We start from the raw sequence: 20,088 nt of genomic DNA, 5'->3' as shown, positions 1-20,088 counted from the left end.
GAAATCCTAATTCCATACACATGAAAAGATTTCTACTCAGTTTGGTATTAATTTTTTTTACAATTAATACTCTCTTCGCGCAAAGGGATACCGAACACTGGATAGCACCTTATTATACGAACCCTGTTGGAGGTTTCCAAAATAAGGTGTATTTATCTACCGATTCTACTACTCCTTTTGCCGTACAAATACTTAGCAACAATATCGTGCTCGGTACTGTTACCATTGCTAAAGGGGACCCCAAAACATTCGATGTGGATGAAACCCTTATCTCTGCCAATGGTGTTACTGATGCTTTTGTTGTAGGTTCAAAAGGACTTTATTTAAAAGCAGAAAGACCTTTCTATTGCAGTTTACGACTTGCAAATGGTTCCCATGGGGAAATTATTACCAGTAAAGGAAAAGCAGGTATTGGTAATAAGTTCTATGTGGCAACCAGCCCTAATACAAGAACAGAAGCCAACTCAAGTTCCAGTACGGATAATTTTACAGCAGGAATTCTTGCTACTGAAGACAATACCTCTGTTACCGTAAGCTGGAAAACTCCCGGATTAAAATTCGTTAATGGAAACCTTTCTGTTCAAAGCTATTCTTTTGTTTTAAATAAAGGACAATCTTTTATTTTTGCAGGAAAAGTAGAGGATGCATCTGCTAATAGCAAAGGCTTCATTGGTGCTAAAATTGAAGCAAGTAAACCAGTAACCCTTACCAATGGTAGCTGTAACGGTAACTTTTCAACCCCAACACCTCTTAACGATCCTAACGCAAGTCTAGATGGTTCTGATCCTATTCTTGACCAGGCTGTACCTGTAGATAAATTAGGGAATACGTTTGCCATGGTAAAGACCAGATCTACCAAACCAGATTCCAATATGGAAGGAGGTCTTATCATTGCCACTGAAGACAACACGCAAATATTTATCAATGGATCTGGTTCACCCGTTGCTACCCTAAACGAAGGTGGTTGGTATAGAATCAATGAAACAAGCTATGCAGCCCAGAGTGGTGGAGCGCATTCTAATATGTTCATTTCTGCCTCCAAAAATATATACCTTTATCAATTTGTTGGGATTACGGATAGTGATGCCACCAATGGTTTTAATTATATACCACCATTGAACTGCTTCTTACCAAGAAAAATTGACGAGATTGGTAAGATCAATGAAATGCCAGGCATTACTACATCCTCTATTAAACTAAAACTTAATATATTAACTGAAGCTGGAGCCACTGTAACGGTAAATGGAGTTCCTCCTACACCAGCTGAAGGACCATACCTGTTGACGGGAAATACTCAATGGGTAACTTATTCAGTAGAGAACTTCCCTCCAAACCTTACTATTGTTTCTAATAAAGCAGTAACTGCCGGGATTAACGGAGGATATAGTTCAGCTGGATATGGTGGATATTTTGCAGGATTCTCATCAACGCCATATATTACTAAAAAATCAGGAGAATGTGTTCCTGGATTGATTCTGCAAGTAGAGGAAGGTTATGATACTTACCAATGGTCTCTTAATGATGCTCCCATTTCCGGTGCAACTGCCTATAGCTACTCGCCAACGCAACCTGGTTATTATACTGTAAAAGTAACAATGGGAGCATGTCAATCAATTGTAACAGCTCCTTACAAAGTAGTTAACTGTCTAATCAAGAGTACTAAAGAAGAAGCGGCTTGTTCTACTAAGATTATTACGCCAGCATTCTCTTCTTCAACTCAGACTCCGGTAAAAAGTACAATTAAGATCCTTACCCCTCCTACTAATGGAACAGCGGTCATAAATCCAGATGGTACAATTACCTATACACCGAAACCTAATTTTGAAGGAACTGATAAAATCGTTTATACATTCTGTGGAGACTCTGCTGACTTTATGGATTGTGAAGAAGTTACCCTTAACCTTAAGGTTGTTCCTTTCACTGTAAAGGATGATGTAATTAAAGCTTGTTGGTATGATGTAGCACCTTATGCTTATTTTGACCTAACAAAAGCCAACATTACAAACTATGGAAATGCAACAAAAAAATATTATCCTACATTAAAAGATCTTACTGCAGGAACTAACGAAATAACAACAGCAGCAACTACTAACTATCCTTCAACAGGAGGATTTGTATATGTGAAGCTTACCACTGTGGAAGGATGTTCTGCAATTGCAAAAATTGAACTTATTACACTTCCTGTTAAAAAGTCTCCGATTCTTGTAGATAAATATATTTGTATTGATGCTAAAACAGATCTTGATGCAGGACCTGGTTATGATTCTTACCAATGGAGCACAGGAGGAACTTCTTCAGGAATCAGAGGTGTAGGAGTAGGTGAATATACTGTGATTCTTGAGAAAAACGGATGTTTCATTACCCAGGTAGTAAGAGTAAGAAAAGCAGTTGATCCTGTTATTCAGCAAATTGAAATTAACAATTCTACAGCTACAGTAATTGTGGCAGGAGGTAAAGCTCCTTACAAATATGCCGTTGACGGAACTACGAATTGGCAGGATTCAAACTCCTTCACAGGATTAAGCAGAGGCCAGCATACATTCTATGTAAAAGATGCTTACAACTGTACTCCTATTTCAGCGGAAGTTACAGTTCCAAATTTATTGAATGCGATTACTCCTAATGGAGATAACATTAATGACTATATCGATTATAGTGATCTTGCATACAAAGACAATCTTAGCTTTGTAGTGTACGACAGATATGGAAATATGATATTTACTGGAAATAAATTCAATAATTACAAGTGGGACGGAAGACACTTCGACAAAAAACTGATAACAGGTACATACTGGTATCATGTTTCCTGGAATGAGTCTAATAAAGAAAAAACAGAAATAAAATACACTGGCTGGATTATGGTAAAAAACAGAGAATAATCATCCAGATTTAAAACTTTCAAAACCACGATTTTAAAATCGTGGTTTTTTTATTACATTTTCAATACTTCAATGTTTTTTATTATTAAATTTGTGATAAATACGATTCCTGAATGAAGAAAATTCTATCTTTTTTATTTATATTTTACATATTCACCTCTGCTTATGCACAATTAGACAGAGAACATTGGTTTGCTCCAATGATAGACAGATCAGGGGCTCCCTCTCCTTATCAGAAGCTTTATCTTTCTACCAGCCGAACAACACCATTTCCGGTGAGTATCTATAATAATAATGTTCTGATCGGGACGGTCAATATCAGTAAAAATAATCCGCAGAAATTTGATGTCTTAAGAAATTATATTATTACCACTCAGCAGACAGATTTGTTTACGCCCACTACAAAAGGATTATACCTGAAAGCTGAATTTCCGTTTTATGCGAACTTAAGATTTTCAGTATTTAATCATGCAGAAATCATTACTTCTAAAGGAATTCCTTCAACAGGAAAGAGTTTTTTTGCAGCATCAGCACCTATCAGTGTAAGTAATGAGATTCTTAATTTCATGACCAGTATTCTGGCTACAGAAGATAATACTACTGTTACCATTACAGGCTACAGCCCTCTTGTACAGTTCTCAAATGGAACCACAGGAGCTACCAATCCTACCATAAATATAGCTTTAAACAAAGGGCAATCCTATATTCTTGATGGTATTGGAAATATTGCTGGCAACTTTGACGGATTTATTGGAGCAAAAATCACCTCAAACAAACCAATTAATGTTACCAATGGAAACTTCAATGGTCAATACGCCGGGAATTTTCCAACCAGTTCTGATATTTTAATGGATCAGGCTGTCCCTGTTGACAGGCTTGGAAGTGAATTTGCTCTAGTTAAAGGAAACGGAAGTATTGGAGCCAATATGGAAGGGGCTGTGATTATTGCTACACAAGACAATACTCAGATCTATGTAAATAATGAATTAACCCCTATCGCGACACTAAATACAGGAAAATATTTTGTAATTCCTGATACTAAATACAGTCTTCAGGGCGGCGGTCATTATAACTTATACATTAGAACTTCCAAGAACGCCTATGTTTATCAGATCTTAGCAGGAGACTCAAATACAGGAAATGAAGTAGCTACCGGAGGATTCAATTTTATTCCATCTTTAAACTGCTATCTTCCTAAACAAATTAATGAACTGGGACTTATCAATGAAAACTTTGTCCACTCTAATGTAAACCCGTCCGGAGTCCTCAATATCCCTACAAAACTGAACCTTATCACAGAAAAAGGGGCAATAGTTACGGTAAATGGAGGGACTCCACCCGCCTCTACAGGTCCTTACAATATGACAGGGACCAATAATTGGGTTACTTATGGAATTCCTAATGTGACAGGAACCCTAACGATTGTTTCAAGTAAGGCCATTACAGCGGGAATCACTGCAGGAAGTGATGCGGTAGGATATGGAGGTTTCTTTGCAGGTTTTCCTACGCAACCCGTAATTTTAAGATCAGGAGGATCCTGCGTACCGGGAATTGAACTTACTGTAGATCCTATTATCTATGACACCTACCAATGGTATAGAAACGGAACACCTATTTCAGGAGCCAACAATGCTTCTATCACCCCTACCCAATCCGGATATTATACCTGTTCTGTAACAATGGGAAGTTGCGCTCCTTTAGTCACTGAGCAATATAAAGTGGTGAACTGTATGAAACAGACCAATATCTCATATGATCTATGTACTTCACAGATAATTACTCCTACCTTCAGTACTTCTTCACAAATTCCTGTGCCGTCTACTGTAGCCATCACCACTCCACCAACCCTGGGAACTGCAGTAATAAACCCTGCTACCGGAATTATTACCTATACTGTAAATACTCCCGGCACAGCTGGAACTGATACCTTTACCTATACTTTCTGTGGAAATGATCCTGACTTTCCTGACTGTGAGACGGTAAGTGTCAATATCAATATTAAAGCTATTGTTGTTACAAATTCAGTATTATTTGCTTGTGATGTGAATGGAAAAGGAACATTTGACCTTACAACAGCCAGTGTAACAATGAACACTCCGGTTAACAAAACCTATTATCCGACCCTGGCAGATGCGCAAACAGAAAATCCAGCAGCTCAAATTACCAATCCTAATGTTTATTCAGCAGCAGATGGTACTATTATCTATGTTGTAGTTAAAAACACTTTAGGATGTAAGAGCATTGCCCAGATAACATTATCTCTTTTTAATAAAGCCATCGTTCCAGATAATTACAATGGTGTGTTCTGTGATGATAATTTCGATGGAACAGTAAATATTAATCTTTCTAATATCACAGCTATTGTACTTAATACACCAAATAATTTTACAGTCAGATATTACTCAAATTTAGCCGATGCAAATGCTGGAAATGCTAATACACTTCCCAATAACTGGAGCTACACTACAACCACTACAATCTTTATCAGAGTAGATTCTCCTAATGGATGCGTCCCTGTTATCAAGCCTTTAAAATTCAGTATTGGAGACAAAATAAAGCTGGCAAGCCAGTCTGTAGAAGAAAACGTATGTGATGATGACCTTGATGGAGTAAAAACGGTAATCCTTTCCCAATTTATTCCGATGTTTATAGTAGATCCAAATGTTACTTTTACCTTTCATGGGAGCCTAGCGGATGCACAAAACAATGTCAGCCCATTAGCTCCCACTGTAAATATTACAACCTCACAGACTTTCTACATCCGCTTTGAAAAAAATGGGGTATGTCCTGAAGTGGCTTCCCTTAAAATTACTATTAAAATTCCTAAAACATCACCCCTTCTGGCCGATCAGATCATCTGTCCTAAAACTACAACAACATTAGATGCCGGCCCGGGATTCGATAAATACTTATGGAGTACCGGAGCGACCAGTCCTTCCATTACCAATGTACCCGCCGGTAATTATTGGGTAGAACTTACTTCTAACGGATGTACCTACAAGCAGTCTGTGAATGTTACCGAATACACAATCCCAATCATCACTTCCATTGAAATTGAAGGAACAACCGTAAAAATTGGAGCAAGCGGCGGTAATCCACCTTATGAGTACTCATTGGATGGAGTCATATGGCAAACTTCAAATATTTTCTATAATGTACCAAGAGGGCCACATTATGTGATGGTAAGAGACTCTAAAATGTGTGGTGAAGTGAAAAAAGAATTCGCCATTATTAATCTTATTAATACCATCACTCCCAATGGAGACGGACTGAATGAATCTATAGACTATTCTGCATTAATGTCTAATGAAAATCTTGTTTTCAGGATCTTTGACCGATATGGAGCAGAACTTTTCAGAGGGACCCGTGAAAACCGTTTTACCTGGGATGGAAGAGTTGGCGGAAGATATACTCCCACAGCCACATATTGGTACTTTATCAGCTGGACAGAATTTGGATCTACAGTTTCCATAAAATACTCAAGCTGGCTGCTGGTAAGACACCGATAAAAAGCATTTAAAAGGTTGAAAGAAAGTAATATTCTTTCAACCTTTTATTCTAGCATATCACTTAAGATTCAATGTGAAAATATATTTATAACATTCATTAACAATTCAATACTAAAGTTTAATATAACTTTAACCACTATTCCTTATCTAAATAAGCACAAATTGCTGTATTTCTATGTAATTTTGCCAATTATATGAAGAAACTGTTTACTCTGTTGCTGCTGATTTTTCTGGCAAAAATCAATGCTCAAATATATTCCGGAGAAGTATTTCTAAGGGATAATTCCATCCTTTATCTTAATCAGGTATATGTTACCAACCTTAATACTCAAAAGACTGTTCTTGCTGATTATAACGGTAACTTTAATGTTCCTGCCAATCCGGGAGATGTTATCCGTTTTACCTCCATTGTTACAGAAAGAAAAGATATTAAGATGACTCCTCAGCTATTTGGGCAGAAGAATTTTGTAGAACTGAAAATAGCCTATTATGAAATTCAGGAAATTGTGTTGAGCAGGTTTAAACCCACCGGAAATCTACGATATGATGTAAACTCTCTCCGAAAAGAGGATAAAGCATTGGCCATTAAAAAAGTAATTGGACTTCCTGAGCCTAAAGGAGACGGAACACCTCCGGAACTTCCTGTTGCCGGATTAAGAGATGGCGGACTCACCTTCAGTCTTGAAAGTATTTATGATATGCTTTCCGGCGAAAGAAAGAAAAAGCAGCGCTATCAGGCTTACGAGAATATGAATACTTCGATCACTCAGATTAAGAACTATTTAGGGAAAGATTATTTTACAAAATTCAAGATTCCTGAAAACCTGATTGATAACTTTTTACAATTTGTGTATACTTCAGAAAATATACAGCCTTATGTTTTAGCAGGAAACTTTGAAGCTATCAAAATTCCTATAGAAAAATATATGCCTATTTATCAGAAGAGATTAAAAAATTCACATCTTCAGGAGGTCGTAACTCCTCAACAGACCGAAAAATAATAATTCAGATTGATATAAAAAACCATGTAGCTTTACATGGTTTTTTCTTTTATAGTAAATTAAGTTTTCATTATCAATCATTCATTTTTTATAAAATACATTTCATTTATATTTATAAATATGCGTATTTTTATATCACGATCACGTGTTTAAAATAAAAACAATACTATTTCGTTATCCTAGAAAAGACTAATTGACCCAAACACAAATTAAGGAAAGTACCCAATTTTTAACTTAATATTATATTAATGAAAAAAATACTTTTACTTCTTGCCTCGGTCTTGTTTTTCAGTATGTCTGCCCAAAAGAAGGGAAAAGATTACAGCGAAATTCTGAAAAGCAATAACATCTATGAGATCAATGCATTCCTAAGAGATGCCCATCCTGATGATCCCAGAAGATCAGTATTGAAGCCCCGGGTTATGGAAATGATGAAGGAATATATCAAAAATGCCCATCCAGAAGATCAAAAAGTAAAAGACATGCAGGAAATGCTGGCTTTATTAAGAAGACGGCCTTCTACCAAGATCACTTTTGATGAAATGAATGCCATTATCAAACAAAAACAAATCGCCAAATACAAGGCAGAACTTGCAGCCAAAAAATCAACGGAAACCTATACCCCAAGTACTCCACAAAATACTTTTGTAGTAAACACAGCCGCCAATGCAGCTATTCCTAATGCAGAAGCAAAAGAATTTAATATGCTGATGAATGTTTCCCCCATTGAGCATCAAAACAAAACCGTTAAGATCCTCAATTCATTATTTGATAATGATCCCAATGCCAAAGAATGTATTGTTCTTATTCAAAACCAATCTGACTGTAATATTATCGTAAGAATGGAAGGAGTGGGAACTACAAAGTACAGGCTTGCTGTTCCTGCTCACAAAGACAACTCCATTGTAGTGGAAAAAGGACAGTATCTTTTTACCAGTCTGGTATGTGGTGCGCAATATGCATCACAAAAAACCATTCAGAAACCCATCATGGTTGCATTAGGCAGCGCAACAGCAAAATAATCAAAACAATATAATAGTTTCACCATAGGTCTTTTAGCTTTAAAAGACCTCAATTCTCTTTAAATTTTCTTATTTTTGCACTCATTTTATAAATGACTCAATGGGCAAGAATAAATTAGCAAGATTTGCAGAAAACAAGATATTACCAAATGTAATTCAACCTACAAGAGATGAGGCTTTGGAAGGCTTTGAGCTTAAGGGAAAATGGAGAGAAAATTTCTTTAAAAATGAGAACCCAATTGTCCTGGAACTAGGCTGTGGGAAAGGAGAATACTCTGTGGGATTAGCCAAAACATTTCCTGAAAAGAACTTTATCGGGATTGATATTAAAGGGGCAAGATTCTGGTTCGGGGCAAAAGAGGCTGTGGAAAACGGGATGACTAATGTTGCTTTTCTAAGATCACAAATTGAACTTGTAGATCATTTCTTTGCTGAAAATGAAGTAGATGAAATCTGGATTACCTTCCCAGACCCACAAATTAAATACAAAAGAACAAAACATAGATTAACACACCCGGACTTTTTAGCCCGTTATAAAAAATTTCTGAAGCCAGGAGGGATTGTCCATCTGAAAACAGACTCGGAATTCCTGCACGGATATACACTTGGATATTTACAGGGAGCTGGATATGAAATCATAACGGCTCATCATGATATCTATGGTGCACCGGAATATGATCCTAATACACCGCATTTGAGAGATATCCAAACGTATTATGAACAACTATTCTCAGCAAAAGGAAAAACAATAACTTATATAAAATTCCGGATTCACTGATGAAATAAACAAACACTATTGATGAAAAAAAAATTTTTGATGATTTTATTTTTCACTTTCCTTACCCCCGGCTTTACATACGCGCAGAAAAGTAGTAAAGACATTTTAAAAAGCACAAATATCAAGGAAATTGAAGAATATCTTAAGACCGCACACCCTGACGATCCTAAAAAGAGTGTGCTGAAACCTAAACTCATTGCATTAAAAAACTCTGAGTGGACGAAAGGAGCAAGTATAGCTAAGCCTATGGAGGCAAGACCCGTTATTGCAGATATTCCGAAAAACGTGATGAAAGACCCCAATTCTAGCGAAGCAGAGGAATTTAAACGCCTAATTGCAGAAACATCAGCAGAGCATAAGGAAAAAACCGCACAGCTTCTGAATACAATGCTTAATGAAGATATTACAAAAAAAGAATCAATTCTTTTATTCAAGAATAATTCAGACTGTAATATTGTACTCCGGATAGAAGGAAAAGAGTATTATAATCTTGCAGTTCCTGCTCACGGAGAAAACTTCATTATCGTTAATAAAGGCTCTTATACACTGAACAGCAATGTCTGCGATATGAAATACTTCTCTCAAAAAGATATAAAAAGAAGTATATTTGTAACCATAGATAACCCTGCCCAGCCTGCAGCCCAGCAGAGCTCAGCAATAAAGGCTTCACCTGAGAAACCATTAAAAAAAAGAAAAGCAAAAAAATAAACAGGTATGAAAAAGCTATTAGTTCTTACCGGGATTTCAATGATCCTTACCAGTTGTAGTGTAAACTATGGTGGTTATCCAATTAGAAATCCTTACCCTAGCAACCCTGGAGGTAGTAGTGCGGCTAATACAGAGAGAGAATATAATGAGCTGCTGAAGACTCATAAACCTGAAACAGCTGAAGTTCTTAATGACCTTCTTAATAATGATGATCCAGCTAATCCTAAAACCTCTATCTCAGTGAATAATAGTTCTCCTTGTAATATGGTATTAACAATAAGTGGAAATAACTTCTTTAAAAAGATTCCTATAGCTGCTGGTAAAACGGGCTATACAATGGTCACTAAAAATCAGAATTACAGTTTATCTGGCATGGTTTGTAATTCAAGATATCAATCTAATAAGTTTATAACAACCTCTTATTCTATAACACTTAGAAACTAAAATAGGCCCTACAGATCACTGTGGGGTTTTTATTATAAATTATTTTCAGGACATTCTAAAGGCAGTCAATTTTTGATGTTTCATTACATTTTTTAGACAAAATATCAAGACATCATTTAAAGCCCTTATTTAAGCTTGGATGACATTATAAAACAACTTCCTAAATCTAAGTTATCTGCAAAATGCAACCAAGTATACCAACAAAAAAACGCTGGATCGAAATCCAGCGTTTTTCCTATATTAAAGAAAATCTTTAATTATTCAGCATCGAAATCAGCATCTGTATCAGCAGATACTTTTTCTCCTTCTTCTTTAGATTTTTCTTTATCAGCTTTTCTTTGAGACTGACCTTCTTTGATAGATTCAGAAACTACGCTAAGGATCATATCAATAGACTTAGAAGCATCATCGTTTCCTGGGATAACGAAGTCAACTTTTCTAGGGTCAGAGTTTGTATCAACGATACCGAAAACTGGAATACCAAGTTTCTTAGCTTCAGTTACCGCGATGTGTTCTCTTAAGATGTCAACTACAAATACAGCAGAAGGAAGTCTCACCATGTCAGCGATAGAACCTAAGTTCTTCTCAAGGTTAGCTCTTTGTCTGTCAACTTGTAATCTTTCTTTTTTAGATAAAGTTTCGAACGTACCGTCTTTTTTCATTTTGTCGATAGAGTTCATCTTCTTTACCGCCTTTCTGATAGTAACGAAGTTCGTTAACATACCTCCAGGCCATCTTTCTGTAATATAAGGCATATTAAGTTCAGAAGCGTGTTTTGCAACTACTTCTTTCGCTTGCTTCTTAGTAGCTACGAAAAGAACTTTTTTACCTGCAGAAGTTAATTTTTCTAAAGCGCTGCACGCTTCATCTAATTTAACTGCTGTTTTATGTAAGTCTACAATGTGAATACCGTTCTTCTCCATAAAAATGTATGGAGCCATATTTGGGTTCCACTTTCTAGTCATGTGACCGAAGTGTACGCCAGCCTCTAAAAGGTCTTTTACATTTGCTTTTGCCATGTTTTCTGTTTTTGTTAGTTTACTTTCCGTCTTTTAAACAATCAACAACTTCTTTAGATGGGAGAAGCGTTTGGATGCTAAACGTAACGGGCAATGGGCGTTTGGCTTTTCGCTTTTGGCAATAGGCTTTTCGCCGAGATTAAGTTTAAATAAAATGTAGTACATTTCTGCAGCCAATAGCCAATAGCCATTCGCCAACAAGAAATCTTAACGTTTTGAGAATTGGAATCTCTTTCTTGCTTTTTTCTGACCTGGCTTCTTTCTTTCCACCATTCTTGCGTCTCTTGTAAGTAAACCAGCTGGCTTTAATGCTAATCTGAACTCAGCGTTGATTTCGCATAAAGCTCTAGAAATACCTAATCTGATAGCTTCTGCCTGACCTGTATTACCACCACCGAATACGTTTACGGTAACGTCATACTGACCAACAGTCTCAGAAAGGATGAACGGTTGGTTTAATTTGTAAACCATCACGTCTGTAGAGAAATATTCTTTAGCATCTTTACCGTTTACTGTAATGTTTCCAGAACCTGGTTTTACATAAACTCTAGCTACAGAAGTTTTTCTTCTTCCGATTTTGTGAACTATAGACATAATTAATTATTTAAATTCGTTAACATTAATTGTTTTAGGCTGTTGAGCTTCATGTTTGTGCTCAGTTCCTTCATATAAATAAAGGTTCTTAAGGATAGCAGCACCTAATCTGTTTTTAGGTAACATACCTTTTACAGATTTCTCTAATACCTTTAAAGAATCTTTCTTTTGAAGTTCAGCCGCAGTCATAGACTTCTGTCCACCAGGATATCCTGTATGCCAGATATAAGTCTTATCAGCCCACTTGTTTCCGGAAAGTGTAATTTTCCCAGCATTCAAAACGATCACGTTATCACCACAATCTACGTGAGGTGTAAAGTTCGTTTTGTGCTTACCTCTCAAAATCTTTGCAACCGTAGAAGCTAGTCTTCCTAACGGCTGTCCTTCAGCGTCTACCACAACCCATTCTTTATTAGCAGTAGCTTTGTTCGCTGAAACAGTTTTGTAACTTAATGTATTCACACGTTTTAGTTAAAGATTAAACATAATTTACCCCTAAAAGGGTGTGCAAAGGTACAAATTATTTTTGTAACCCAAAAACATATTTCATTTAATCTATATAACATCTGCTATTCAGCCCACTAACAATAGATTTTAACACTATTTATATTTTTGGCATAAAACTTGTAAAATGTTGTGGCGATGAAAAAAACGTTTAGAAGGTTCTAAAAACACAAATTATGATAAAGTAAGAGTTTTTTCCCTCAACTCTTTCTTTATTGCCTTTTTCTTCATTCACAGATTATCTTTTTATTTTTTAAGTTACAATAGGTTCTTATTCAATCTAATTATTCACTTGTACCCTCCAAAATAATTCATTCATGATTCCACCTTCCTTATCTAAGAAGCATTATGGATTCTATTTTAATTTTTCTTAAAGATTTTATTAAAAGTTTATTGATATTATTGGTTATTTTCTGAAATAATTATCTTTGTCACACAAACAAGTACCATGAGCCACGGAAAGATCCGAGAAGATAAAACCTGCCTGAACTGCGGGCATCAAGTAGAAGAAAGATTCTGCCCTCATTGCGGACAGGAAAATACTGAGCGCAGACAACCCTTCTATTTTCTTTTTACCCATTTTATTGAAGATTTCACTCATTATGACGGCCAGTTCTGGGGAACTGTAAAAAATCTATTATTTAAACCAGGTAAGCTAACAAACACCTATCTTGAAGGTAAGAGACAGAAATTTGTACCCCCTGTAAAACTCTATATTTTTGTCAGTTTTATTACATTCTTCCTATTTGCTCTGTTTCCTCCTTTCAAAATCAATTATGGGCATACTGAAAAAAAGAAACACGATGTTGCGCAGAATAACACATCCAAAAACCCAGTTGTACAGAACATTGTTAACGACATTGAAGCAGAAAAACTACAGATAAAAGACTCTGCAAAAATAGCTGAACTCAATAAAGCACAGTCTTTTATTCAAGATTCCCTGAAGAAAGGAAGTTTTCAAGAAGGTCTTATAAGTACAATGGATACTGATAATAAAATATCTGATGATTCAGGTTTTTTGGGATACAAAACTCAGGAAGAATATGATAAAGGAACTGCTGATAAAAAAAACCTTTTCAGTTTTATCAATGATCCGTTTGCCCGTAAGTTTTTTAGTCTGAAAGAAGAAGGAGTTAAAAAAGGAGATATTCTGAGAAATTTGGTAGAAACTTCTTTCCACAATCTTCCCAAAGCCTTATTCATTTATCTTCCCATTTTTGCATTCTTTTTGTGGATATTCCACAGCAAGAAAAAATGGTGGTATTTTGATCATGGGATTTTTACATTGCACTATTTTTCATTTTTACTTGTGAGTATTTTGCTATTAGCTCTGTTCATTAAAGCAGCAGACTTATTAGCAGGATATACATTTTTCCCTTTTCTAATCTCACTTTTTATATTTGCAATTTCAACATACGGATTGATTTATTTTTTCATTGCCCATCGCCGTGTCTACAAATCACATGGTATTGTAAGCGTTCTGATTGGCGGTATTATATTCTTCCTCAATCTGATTGCATTCATATTCTTAGCAACCGGATTAGCGTTAGTAAGTTTCCTGATGCTCCACTAAATAAAAAAGAGGCTGTCCGATTAGACAGCCTCTTTTTTTATTTATTTTCTTAATGACTTCGTTGCCCTGAAACTTGCTATTACATAATAGGCCACAAACACCATTGAAAATTTCAGAATGGATGGAATCGCCAGTTCAAGCTTAAAAATCAAAGTTCCTATCAGAACAAGAATAGCCATTACCACAAAGGACAAGCCTAATTTTTTAGGTAATGTAATATCTGGAGTATCCAGATAGTAAGCAACACCCCAGGCAGCACCAAAAGCAACTGCATAATACAATTCCAGGCCGATATTCTCTGAACTTAAAAGGAAATAATTAATAAGGAAACTCACTACTGTTCCTAATACGAAATATATCAAAGCTTTTTGCATGTCTGTAAAATATGGTGCAAAAGTAGAGATTTTAATTTGAGAAACTAAGGATATATCAATTTCCAAATAAAATTGACGAGTCATTTTTAATTCTGTAACTACCGAACCTTAAGACTTTTAAATTCTCAAACCTAAAACAGGAGCTATTTTATTAAATAAGACAACTCAAACAAATGATAATCAACACAATAAAATCAAACACAAGGTTCTTTTTTTATTATTATATTTGAAAACTTAGAAACTTTCTAGAATTTTTATGGAAACCCAAAAATATACTCCAACCAACAAGGTAAGAATCGTAACAGCTGCGTCATTATTTGACGGACATGATGCTGCGATCAATATTATGCGTCGTGTTATTCAGGGAACTGGATGCGAAGTGATTCACTTAGGACATGACAAATCAGCAGAGGAAGTTGTAAACACAGCGATCCAGGAAGATGCCAATGCGATTGCATTAACTTCATATCAGGGTGGTCACAATGAATATTTCAAATATATTTATGACCTCTTAAGAGAAAAAAACTCACCACAGATCAAAATTTTCGGTGGCGGCGGTGGTGTTATCCTCCCGGAAGAGATTAAAGATCTGATGTCTTACGGGATTGATAGAATTTATTCTCCGGATGATGGCCGTGAACTCGGCCTTCAGGGAATGATTGATGATTTGGTACACCGTTCGGATTTTGCAACAGGAAAAGATGTAACCGCGGATGATCTGGATGCCATCAGTTTTGAAAATTCTACAAGCATTGCCAGAATTATCTCTGCAGTGGAAAACTTTTCAGAAGAAAAACCTGAATTGGTAAAGGCTATTGATGAAAAATCAAAAGATTTAAATATTCCGATTATAGGAATTACAGGAACCGGAGGAGCCGGAAAATCATCTTTAACGGATGAATTGGTAAGACGTTTCCTGCGTTCCAACACTGATAAAAAAATAGCAATCATTTCTATTGATCCTTCTAAAAAGAAAACAGGAGGTGCGCTTCTTGGAGACAGAATCCGTATGAACGCCATCAATGATCCAAGAGTTTATATGCGTTCAATGGCAACGAGAGAAAACAATGTTTCAGTTTCCCCTTTCATTCATTCTGCATTAAATGTATTGAAATTGGCTCATCCGGATGTGATCATTCTTGAAACTTCAGGGATTGGCCAGTCTGGATCAGAGGTTTCTGACTTTGCAGATGTCTCAATGTATGTAATGACTCCTGAATATGGAGCTTCTACTCAGCTGGAAAAAATCGACATGTTAGATTATGCTGACCTGGTTGCTTTAAACAAATCTGACAAACGTGGAGCTCTTGATGCGCTTCAGGCAGTAAGAAAACAGTTCCAGAGAAACCACCTTTTATGGGAAAGTCCATTGGAAGAAATGCCTGTTTATGCTACAAAGGCATCCCAGTTCAATGACCACGGGACAACAGAACTTTACAACAGATTAGTTTCAAAAGTAAATGAGAAGTTTACAGATCTAGGCCTTAACACTTTTGTGGAGCAGGAAATTACAGATGAAGTAACCATTATTCCACCAAAAAGAGTTCGCTACCTTTCTGAAATTGTTGAAAACAATAAACAATATGATGCTAATGTTGAAAAACAGGCTGAACTTGCCAGAAAAATGTATCATATTGAAGGGGTAAAAAATATTATTTCCAATGAAGCTTTAGAAACTGAATATCAAAAAGCAGAAAAGGAACTTCAACAGGAAAATATTGACTTTCTGAAAACATGGGATGATACTAAAAAAGCTTTCCATGCAGAGTTTTACTCCTATTTTGTAAGAGGAAAAGAGATTAAGGTAGAAACTTCTACGGAATCTCTATCTCATTTAAGAATACCGAAAATTGCTTTACCAAAATATAACGACTGGGGTGATCTGATCCAATGGAAAGGACAGGAAAACCTACCAGGAAGCTTCCCATATACTGCCGGAATTTATCCTTTCAAGAGAACAGGTGAAGATCCAACAAGGATGTTTGCAGGAGAAGGCGGCCCGGAAAGAACCAACAGAAGATTCCATTATGTATCTGCTGAAATGCCTGCAAAACGTCTGTCTACAGCATTTGACTCAGTAACATTATATGGGCAGGATCCTGCCTTACCACCGGATATCTACGGAAAAATTGGTAATGCCGGAGTTTCTATCGCTACTTTGGATGACGCTAAGAAACTATATTCAGGATTTGATTTAGTGAATGCATTGACTTCTGTTTCCATGACGATCAATGGACCTGCACCGATGTTATTAGCTTTCTTCATGAACGCTGCCATTGACCAGAATGTAGAAAAATACATTAAAGAAAATGGACTAGAATCTAAAGTTGAAGCTAAACTTAAAGAAAAATTCGATGATAAAGGGTTAGAAAGACCAAAATATAAAGGTGAACTTCCTCCATCCAATAACGGATTGGGATTACAGCTGTTAGGATTAACAGGTGATGAAATTATCCCTGCCGATGTATATGCTGAAATTAAAGCCAAAACCATTGCTACGGTTCGCGGTACTGTTCAGGCTGATATTTTAAAAGAGGATCAGGCTCAGAATACCTGTATCTTCTCTACTGAATTTGCCCTAAGATTAATGGGTGATGTTCAGGAATACTTCATCAAGGAAAAAGTAAGAAACTTCTACTCTGTTTCTATTTCAGGCTATCACATTGCTGAAGCAGGAGCCAACCCTGTTTCTCAGCTGGCATTCACATTGGCAAATGGTTTCACTTATGTGGAATACTATTTGTCTAGAGGAATGGATATCAATGATTTTGCTCCAAACTTGTCATTCTTCTTCTCTAATGGTATCGACCCTGAATATTCAGTGATCGGGCGTGTAGCAAGAAGAATCTGGGCAAAAGCAATGAAACTTAAATATGGTGCTGACGAAAGAAGCCAGATGTTGAAATACCACATTCAGACTTCAGGACGTTCTCTTCACGCACAGGAAATTGATTTCAACGATATCAGAACCACGTTACAGGCTCTTTATGCCATCTATGATAACTGTAATTCACTTCACACGAATGCTTACGATGAAGCGATTACGACTCCTACAGAACAATCTGTAAGAAGAGCAATGGCGATTCAGCTGATTATCAATAAAGAATTAGGTCTTGCTAAAAACGAAAATCCACTTCAGGGATCTTTCATTATTGAAGAACTGACTGATCTTGTAGAAGAAGCTGTTTATGCAGAATTCGACAGAATTACTGAAAGAGGCGGTGTATTGGGAGCTATGGAAACCATGTACCAGCGTTCTAAAATTCAGGAAGAATCTATGCATTACGAATGGTTGAAACACACCGGAGAATATCCAATTATCGGGGTGAATACTTTCCTTGGAAAAGATGGTTCTCCAACAGTACTTCCAGGCGAGGTTATCCGTTCTACTGAAGAGGAAAAGCAGGCACAGATTGAATCCCTTCACAACTTCCAGAAAGCTAATGAAGAAAAATCTGAAGAAGCATTGAGAAAACTACAGCACGCAGCAATTAACCAGCAGAACTTATTTGAAGTAATGATTGATGCGGTTAAGTTCTGTTCTTTAGGACAAATCACCAATGCGTTATTTGAAGTGGGTGGTAAGTACAGAAGAAATATGTAAATAAATCATTGATTACAAAAACTATAAATAAAAACCTCAAGGAATTTTCTTTGAGGTTTTTTTGTACTTTTAATCTAACAAAACTAACACTCATGAAAAAGGATTTTCAAATTAAAGAACCCTGCTCTGTTGCCCGGGAAGATATGCAGGAAATTTCCGGTGGAAGCTTTTGTGATCTTTGTGCAAAGAAAGTATATGATCTCTCAGATAAAACAGATGATGAGATTAAATCTTTATTACAATCCAATACGTCTGTTTGTGGAAGGATCCAACCCCATCGATTATATATTCCCGAAGAAAAATCAGTAACCCAATACAATTTTTTTCAGCTGCCTTTTAGAAAAATAGCCGGAGGAATCTTTCTATCTATTTTATTTACTTCAAACCTTAACGCACAAAAAAAATATATAGATACCTTGGGGGTTGCAGAAATCCAAGGGATGATTATGGTTACCCACAGGCCCAATGATGAGGGATTTGAGTATCCTGAACCAGTTATCACCAAAAATTTGAACGTAAAGCCTTCAGGAAATACAGGAAACCTCATCGACTATCAGTTTATTACCATTCTTACTCCTTTTAAAAGGTTCAGGTCCAACTCTTTTTCAAAAAATCAGATCAATATTCCTGAAGATAATGTCAGAATGAGCAATATATTCGTTTTTGAAGGAATAGATTCTCAAAATGGAGTTCTGAACGACAACAAATATTTTCTTTTGGTCAATAGGAAACACTTTAAGGAAGATGGTACACTGAATCTCAATCTGGAACAGGCTAAAAAATGGCCTTATAATCCTAAAAATAAAGACTACATTTATTTCTTGGATGGTGAGGAAATCACTAAAAAAGAGTTTGAACAATACCAGCAAGAACATAAGATTGACTCCTATTTTCTACCTGAAATCTACGCAGAAGAACTGTTTGGTTCCGATTATTATTTTGAAAATGGTGCTATTGCAGCCTATCGAAAATAAACTTGGGCATTATTTTTTTTCCAACCAAACCATCACAAAAGACAATAATTATGAAAAACTATTTCAAAAGACTTCTACTTTTAGCTGTTTTCTGTTTTACAACATCAATAATGGCACAAAAGAAACCTGAAGAATTTACCATCAGCCTTCCCACCAAGAAGCTAGATAAAAGTTATTATAAAACCATTATACTTCTTGACCGAAGAATGGATACTACTTCATTAGGAACTGTCCGAACCGGACTTTTAAATAATCCTGCCAATTTGTTTGCCGCCCAGCCTCTTTCTGATCAGTTTCAAAATGTTTTAAACAGTCTCAATGGAGAGAATGCAGAAAACGGAACTTTAGTTGTATATCTTAGGCAGCTTTATTTTTCTGAAGTCACCATTCATGGCTATTGTTATTTTCAGGCATTTTTATTTTCAAAAAATGAGGATGGCACTTATTCTTTAATGGATCAGATTAACCATGTGATTGACCATAAGGCAAAGTCCGATGTTACCAAAGAAATGCTTCAGAAAGGCAGCGAATTCTTGGTTGATCTCATTGCTGTAAATGCCTCTAAAAAACCATTAACCAGCCATCATTACACCTATCAGCAAATTAAAGACTTTGAGGATGTTGCTAAAGAATCTATCAGTATTTTCAACTCTTCTGCATTGAAAGATGGAGTATATAATGATTATCAGGCTTTAAGAAATCAGCTGCCGAGTAAAGAAATTACCCATGTAAAATTCTATGGTAATGCTCCGAAAATAGTAAGAATCTATGAAACAGTGGATGGCAAAGAAAAAGAGATTAAAAAAGACAATATCTATGCAATCATATACAAAGGTGAGCTTTATCCCTATCTTTCTGTAGAAAACCTGTTTACAAAAGCTGAGAAGAAAGACAACGATTATTATTTTGCCGGAAAGATAAAGTTAAATCCAAATTCACCTAATTTAAACATTCTGCCTTCATTCTCTTATGGAAGTGTAGGAGTTTCCTTCACCAGCACTCCTATTGCCCCTTTTGAAATGAAAATTGATTATTTCAATGGTGACTTTATCCCCATCAAAGAAATTGAAAATAAAAGATATTAAGTAAAATGCTGGAAGCTTAA

At 36.0% G+C, this 20,088-nt stretch carries 15 protein-coding genes; 11 read left to right on the top strand and 4 right to left on the bottom strand.

Annotated features, from left to right (window positions below; translation table 11 throughout):
- Positions 1 to 20 precede the first annotated feature (20 nt).
- From AC3HD6_RS11670 to AC3HD6_RS11640, 7 genes are all read left to right on the top strand, one after another.
- A complete protein-coding gene (locus AC3HD6_RS11670) occupies positions 21 to 2,879 on the top strand; it encodes a T9SS type B sorting domain-containing protein (RefSeq protein WP_488896498.1) in 2,859 nt (952 codons plus the stop codon).
- Between the two features lie 113 nt (positions 2,880 to 2,992).
- The gene (locus AC3HD6_RS11665) at positions 2,993 to 6,388 is read left to right on the top strand and encodes a T9SS type B sorting domain-containing protein (RefSeq protein ID WP_488896497.1); all 3,396 of its coding nucleotides are present in this window, start codon (positions 2,993 to 2,995) and stop codon (positions 6,386 to 6,388) included.
- Positions 6,389 to 6,582: 194 nt separating this feature from the next.
- Positions 6,583 to 7,389 carry a hypothetical protein gene (locus tag AC3HD6_RS11660; RefSeq protein ID WP_488896496.1) on the top strand — a complete coding sequence of 269 codons (807 nt, stop codon included), beginning with the start codon at positions 6,583 to 6,585 and terminating at the stop codon, positions 7,387 to 7,389.
- Positions 7,390 to 7,637: 248 nt separating this feature from the next.
- Positions 7,638 to 8,411, top strand: coding sequence for a DUF6759 domain-containing protein (locus AC3HD6_RS11655; RefSeq protein ID WP_488896495.1), 774 nt, complete (start codon positions 7,638 to 7,640; stop codon positions 8,409 to 8,411).
- Between the two features lie 100 nt (positions 8,412 to 8,511).
- Entirely contained in the window at positions 8,512 to 9,189 is a 678-nt protein-coding gene (gene trmB, locus AC3HD6_RS11650) for a tRNA (guanosine(46)-N7)-methyltransferase TrmB (RefSeq protein WP_488896494.1), read from the top strand.
- Positions 9,190 to 9,210: 21 nt separating this feature from the next.
- A complete protein-coding gene (locus tag AC3HD6_RS11645) occupies positions 9,211 to 9,897 on the top strand; it encodes a DUF6759 domain-containing protein (RefSeq protein ID WP_488896493.1) in 687 nt (228 codons plus the stop codon).
- 6 nt (positions 9,898 to 9,903) lie between these two features.
- Complete coding sequence (locus tag AC3HD6_RS11640) at positions 9,904 to 10,341, top strand: DUF6759 domain-containing protein (protein WP_488896492.1); 438 nt, start codon at positions 9,904 to 9,906, stop codon at positions 10,339 to 10,341.
- 257 nt (positions 10,342 to 10,598) lie between these two features.
- On the opposite strand, the gene rpsB is transcribed toward AC3HD6_RS11640, so the two are convergent.
- From rpsB to rplM, 3 genes are all read right to left on the bottom strand, one after another.
- A complete protein-coding gene (rpsB, locus tag AC3HD6_RS11635) occupies positions 10,599 to 11,360 on the bottom strand; it encodes a 30S ribosomal protein S2 (RefSeq protein ID WP_034692922.1) in 762 nt (253 codons plus the stop codon).
- Between the two features lie 207 nt (positions 11,361 to 11,567).
- The gene (rpsI, locus tag AC3HD6_RS11630) at positions 11,568 to 11,954 is read right to left on the bottom strand and encodes a 30S ribosomal protein S9 (RefSeq protein WP_007843277.1); all 387 of its coding nucleotides are present in this window, start codon (positions 11,952 to 11,954) and stop codon (positions 11,568 to 11,570) included.
- A gap of 6 nt (positions 11,955 to 11,960) precedes the next feature.
- Positions 11,961 to 12,416, bottom strand: coding sequence for a 50S ribosomal protein L13 (gene rplM / locus AC3HD6_RS11625; RefSeq protein ID WP_027375420.1), 456 nt, complete (start codon positions 12,414 to 12,416; stop codon positions 11,961 to 11,963).
- Positions 12,417 to 12,906: 490 nt separating this feature from the next.
- Between rplM and AC3HD6_RS11620 the strand changes: the two genes are divergently transcribed.
- Positions 12,907 to 14,031 (top strand): DUF3667 domain-containing protein, encoded by a 1,125-nt coding sequence (locus tag AC3HD6_RS11620; RefSeq protein ID WP_488896491.1) that lies wholly within the window; start codon positions 12,907 to 12,909, stop codon positions 14,029 to 14,031.
- Positions 14,032 to 14,072: 41 nt separating this feature from the next.
- On the opposite strand, the gene AC3HD6_RS11615 is transcribed toward AC3HD6_RS11620, so the two are convergent.
- Positions 14,073 to 14,489 (bottom strand): hypothetical protein, encoded by a 417-nt coding sequence (locus AC3HD6_RS11615; protein WP_488896490.1) that lies wholly within the window; start codon positions 14,487 to 14,489, stop codon positions 14,073 to 14,075.
- A gap of 172 nt (positions 14,490 to 14,661) precedes the next feature.
- Between AC3HD6_RS11615 and AC3HD6_RS11610 the strand changes: the two genes are divergently transcribed.
- The 3 genes from AC3HD6_RS11610 (at position 14,662) to AC3HD6_RS11600 (ending at position 20,068) form a co-directional block, all read left to right on the top strand.
- Positions 14,662 to 18,009 (top strand): methylmalonyl-CoA mutase family protein, encoded by a 3,348-nt coding sequence (locus AC3HD6_RS11610; RefSeq protein ID WP_488896489.1) that lies wholly within the window; start codon positions 14,662 to 14,664, stop codon positions 18,007 to 18,009.
- Positions 18,010 to 18,101: 92 nt separating this feature from the next.
- On the top strand, positions 18,102 to 18,983 hold the full coding sequence (locus AC3HD6_RS11605; RefSeq protein ID WP_488896488.1) for a hypothetical protein: 882 nt from the start codon (positions 18,102 to 18,104) through the stop codon (positions 18,981 to 18,983).
- Positions 18,984 to 19,033: 50 nt separating this feature from the next.
- Positions 19,034 to 20,068, top strand: a complete 1,035-nt coding sequence (locus AC3HD6_RS11600) for a hypothetical protein (RefSeq protein ID WP_488896487.1) — start codon at positions 19,034 to 19,036, stop codon at positions 20,066 to 20,068.
- Positions 20,069 to 20,088 lie beyond the last annotated feature (20 nt).

The sequence above is a fragment of the Chryseobacterium sp. II3a genome, from assembly GCF_057815135.1.
Note: the sequence above shows the minus strand (reverse complement) of the source record. Positions and strands in the feature narration are given on the sequence as shown.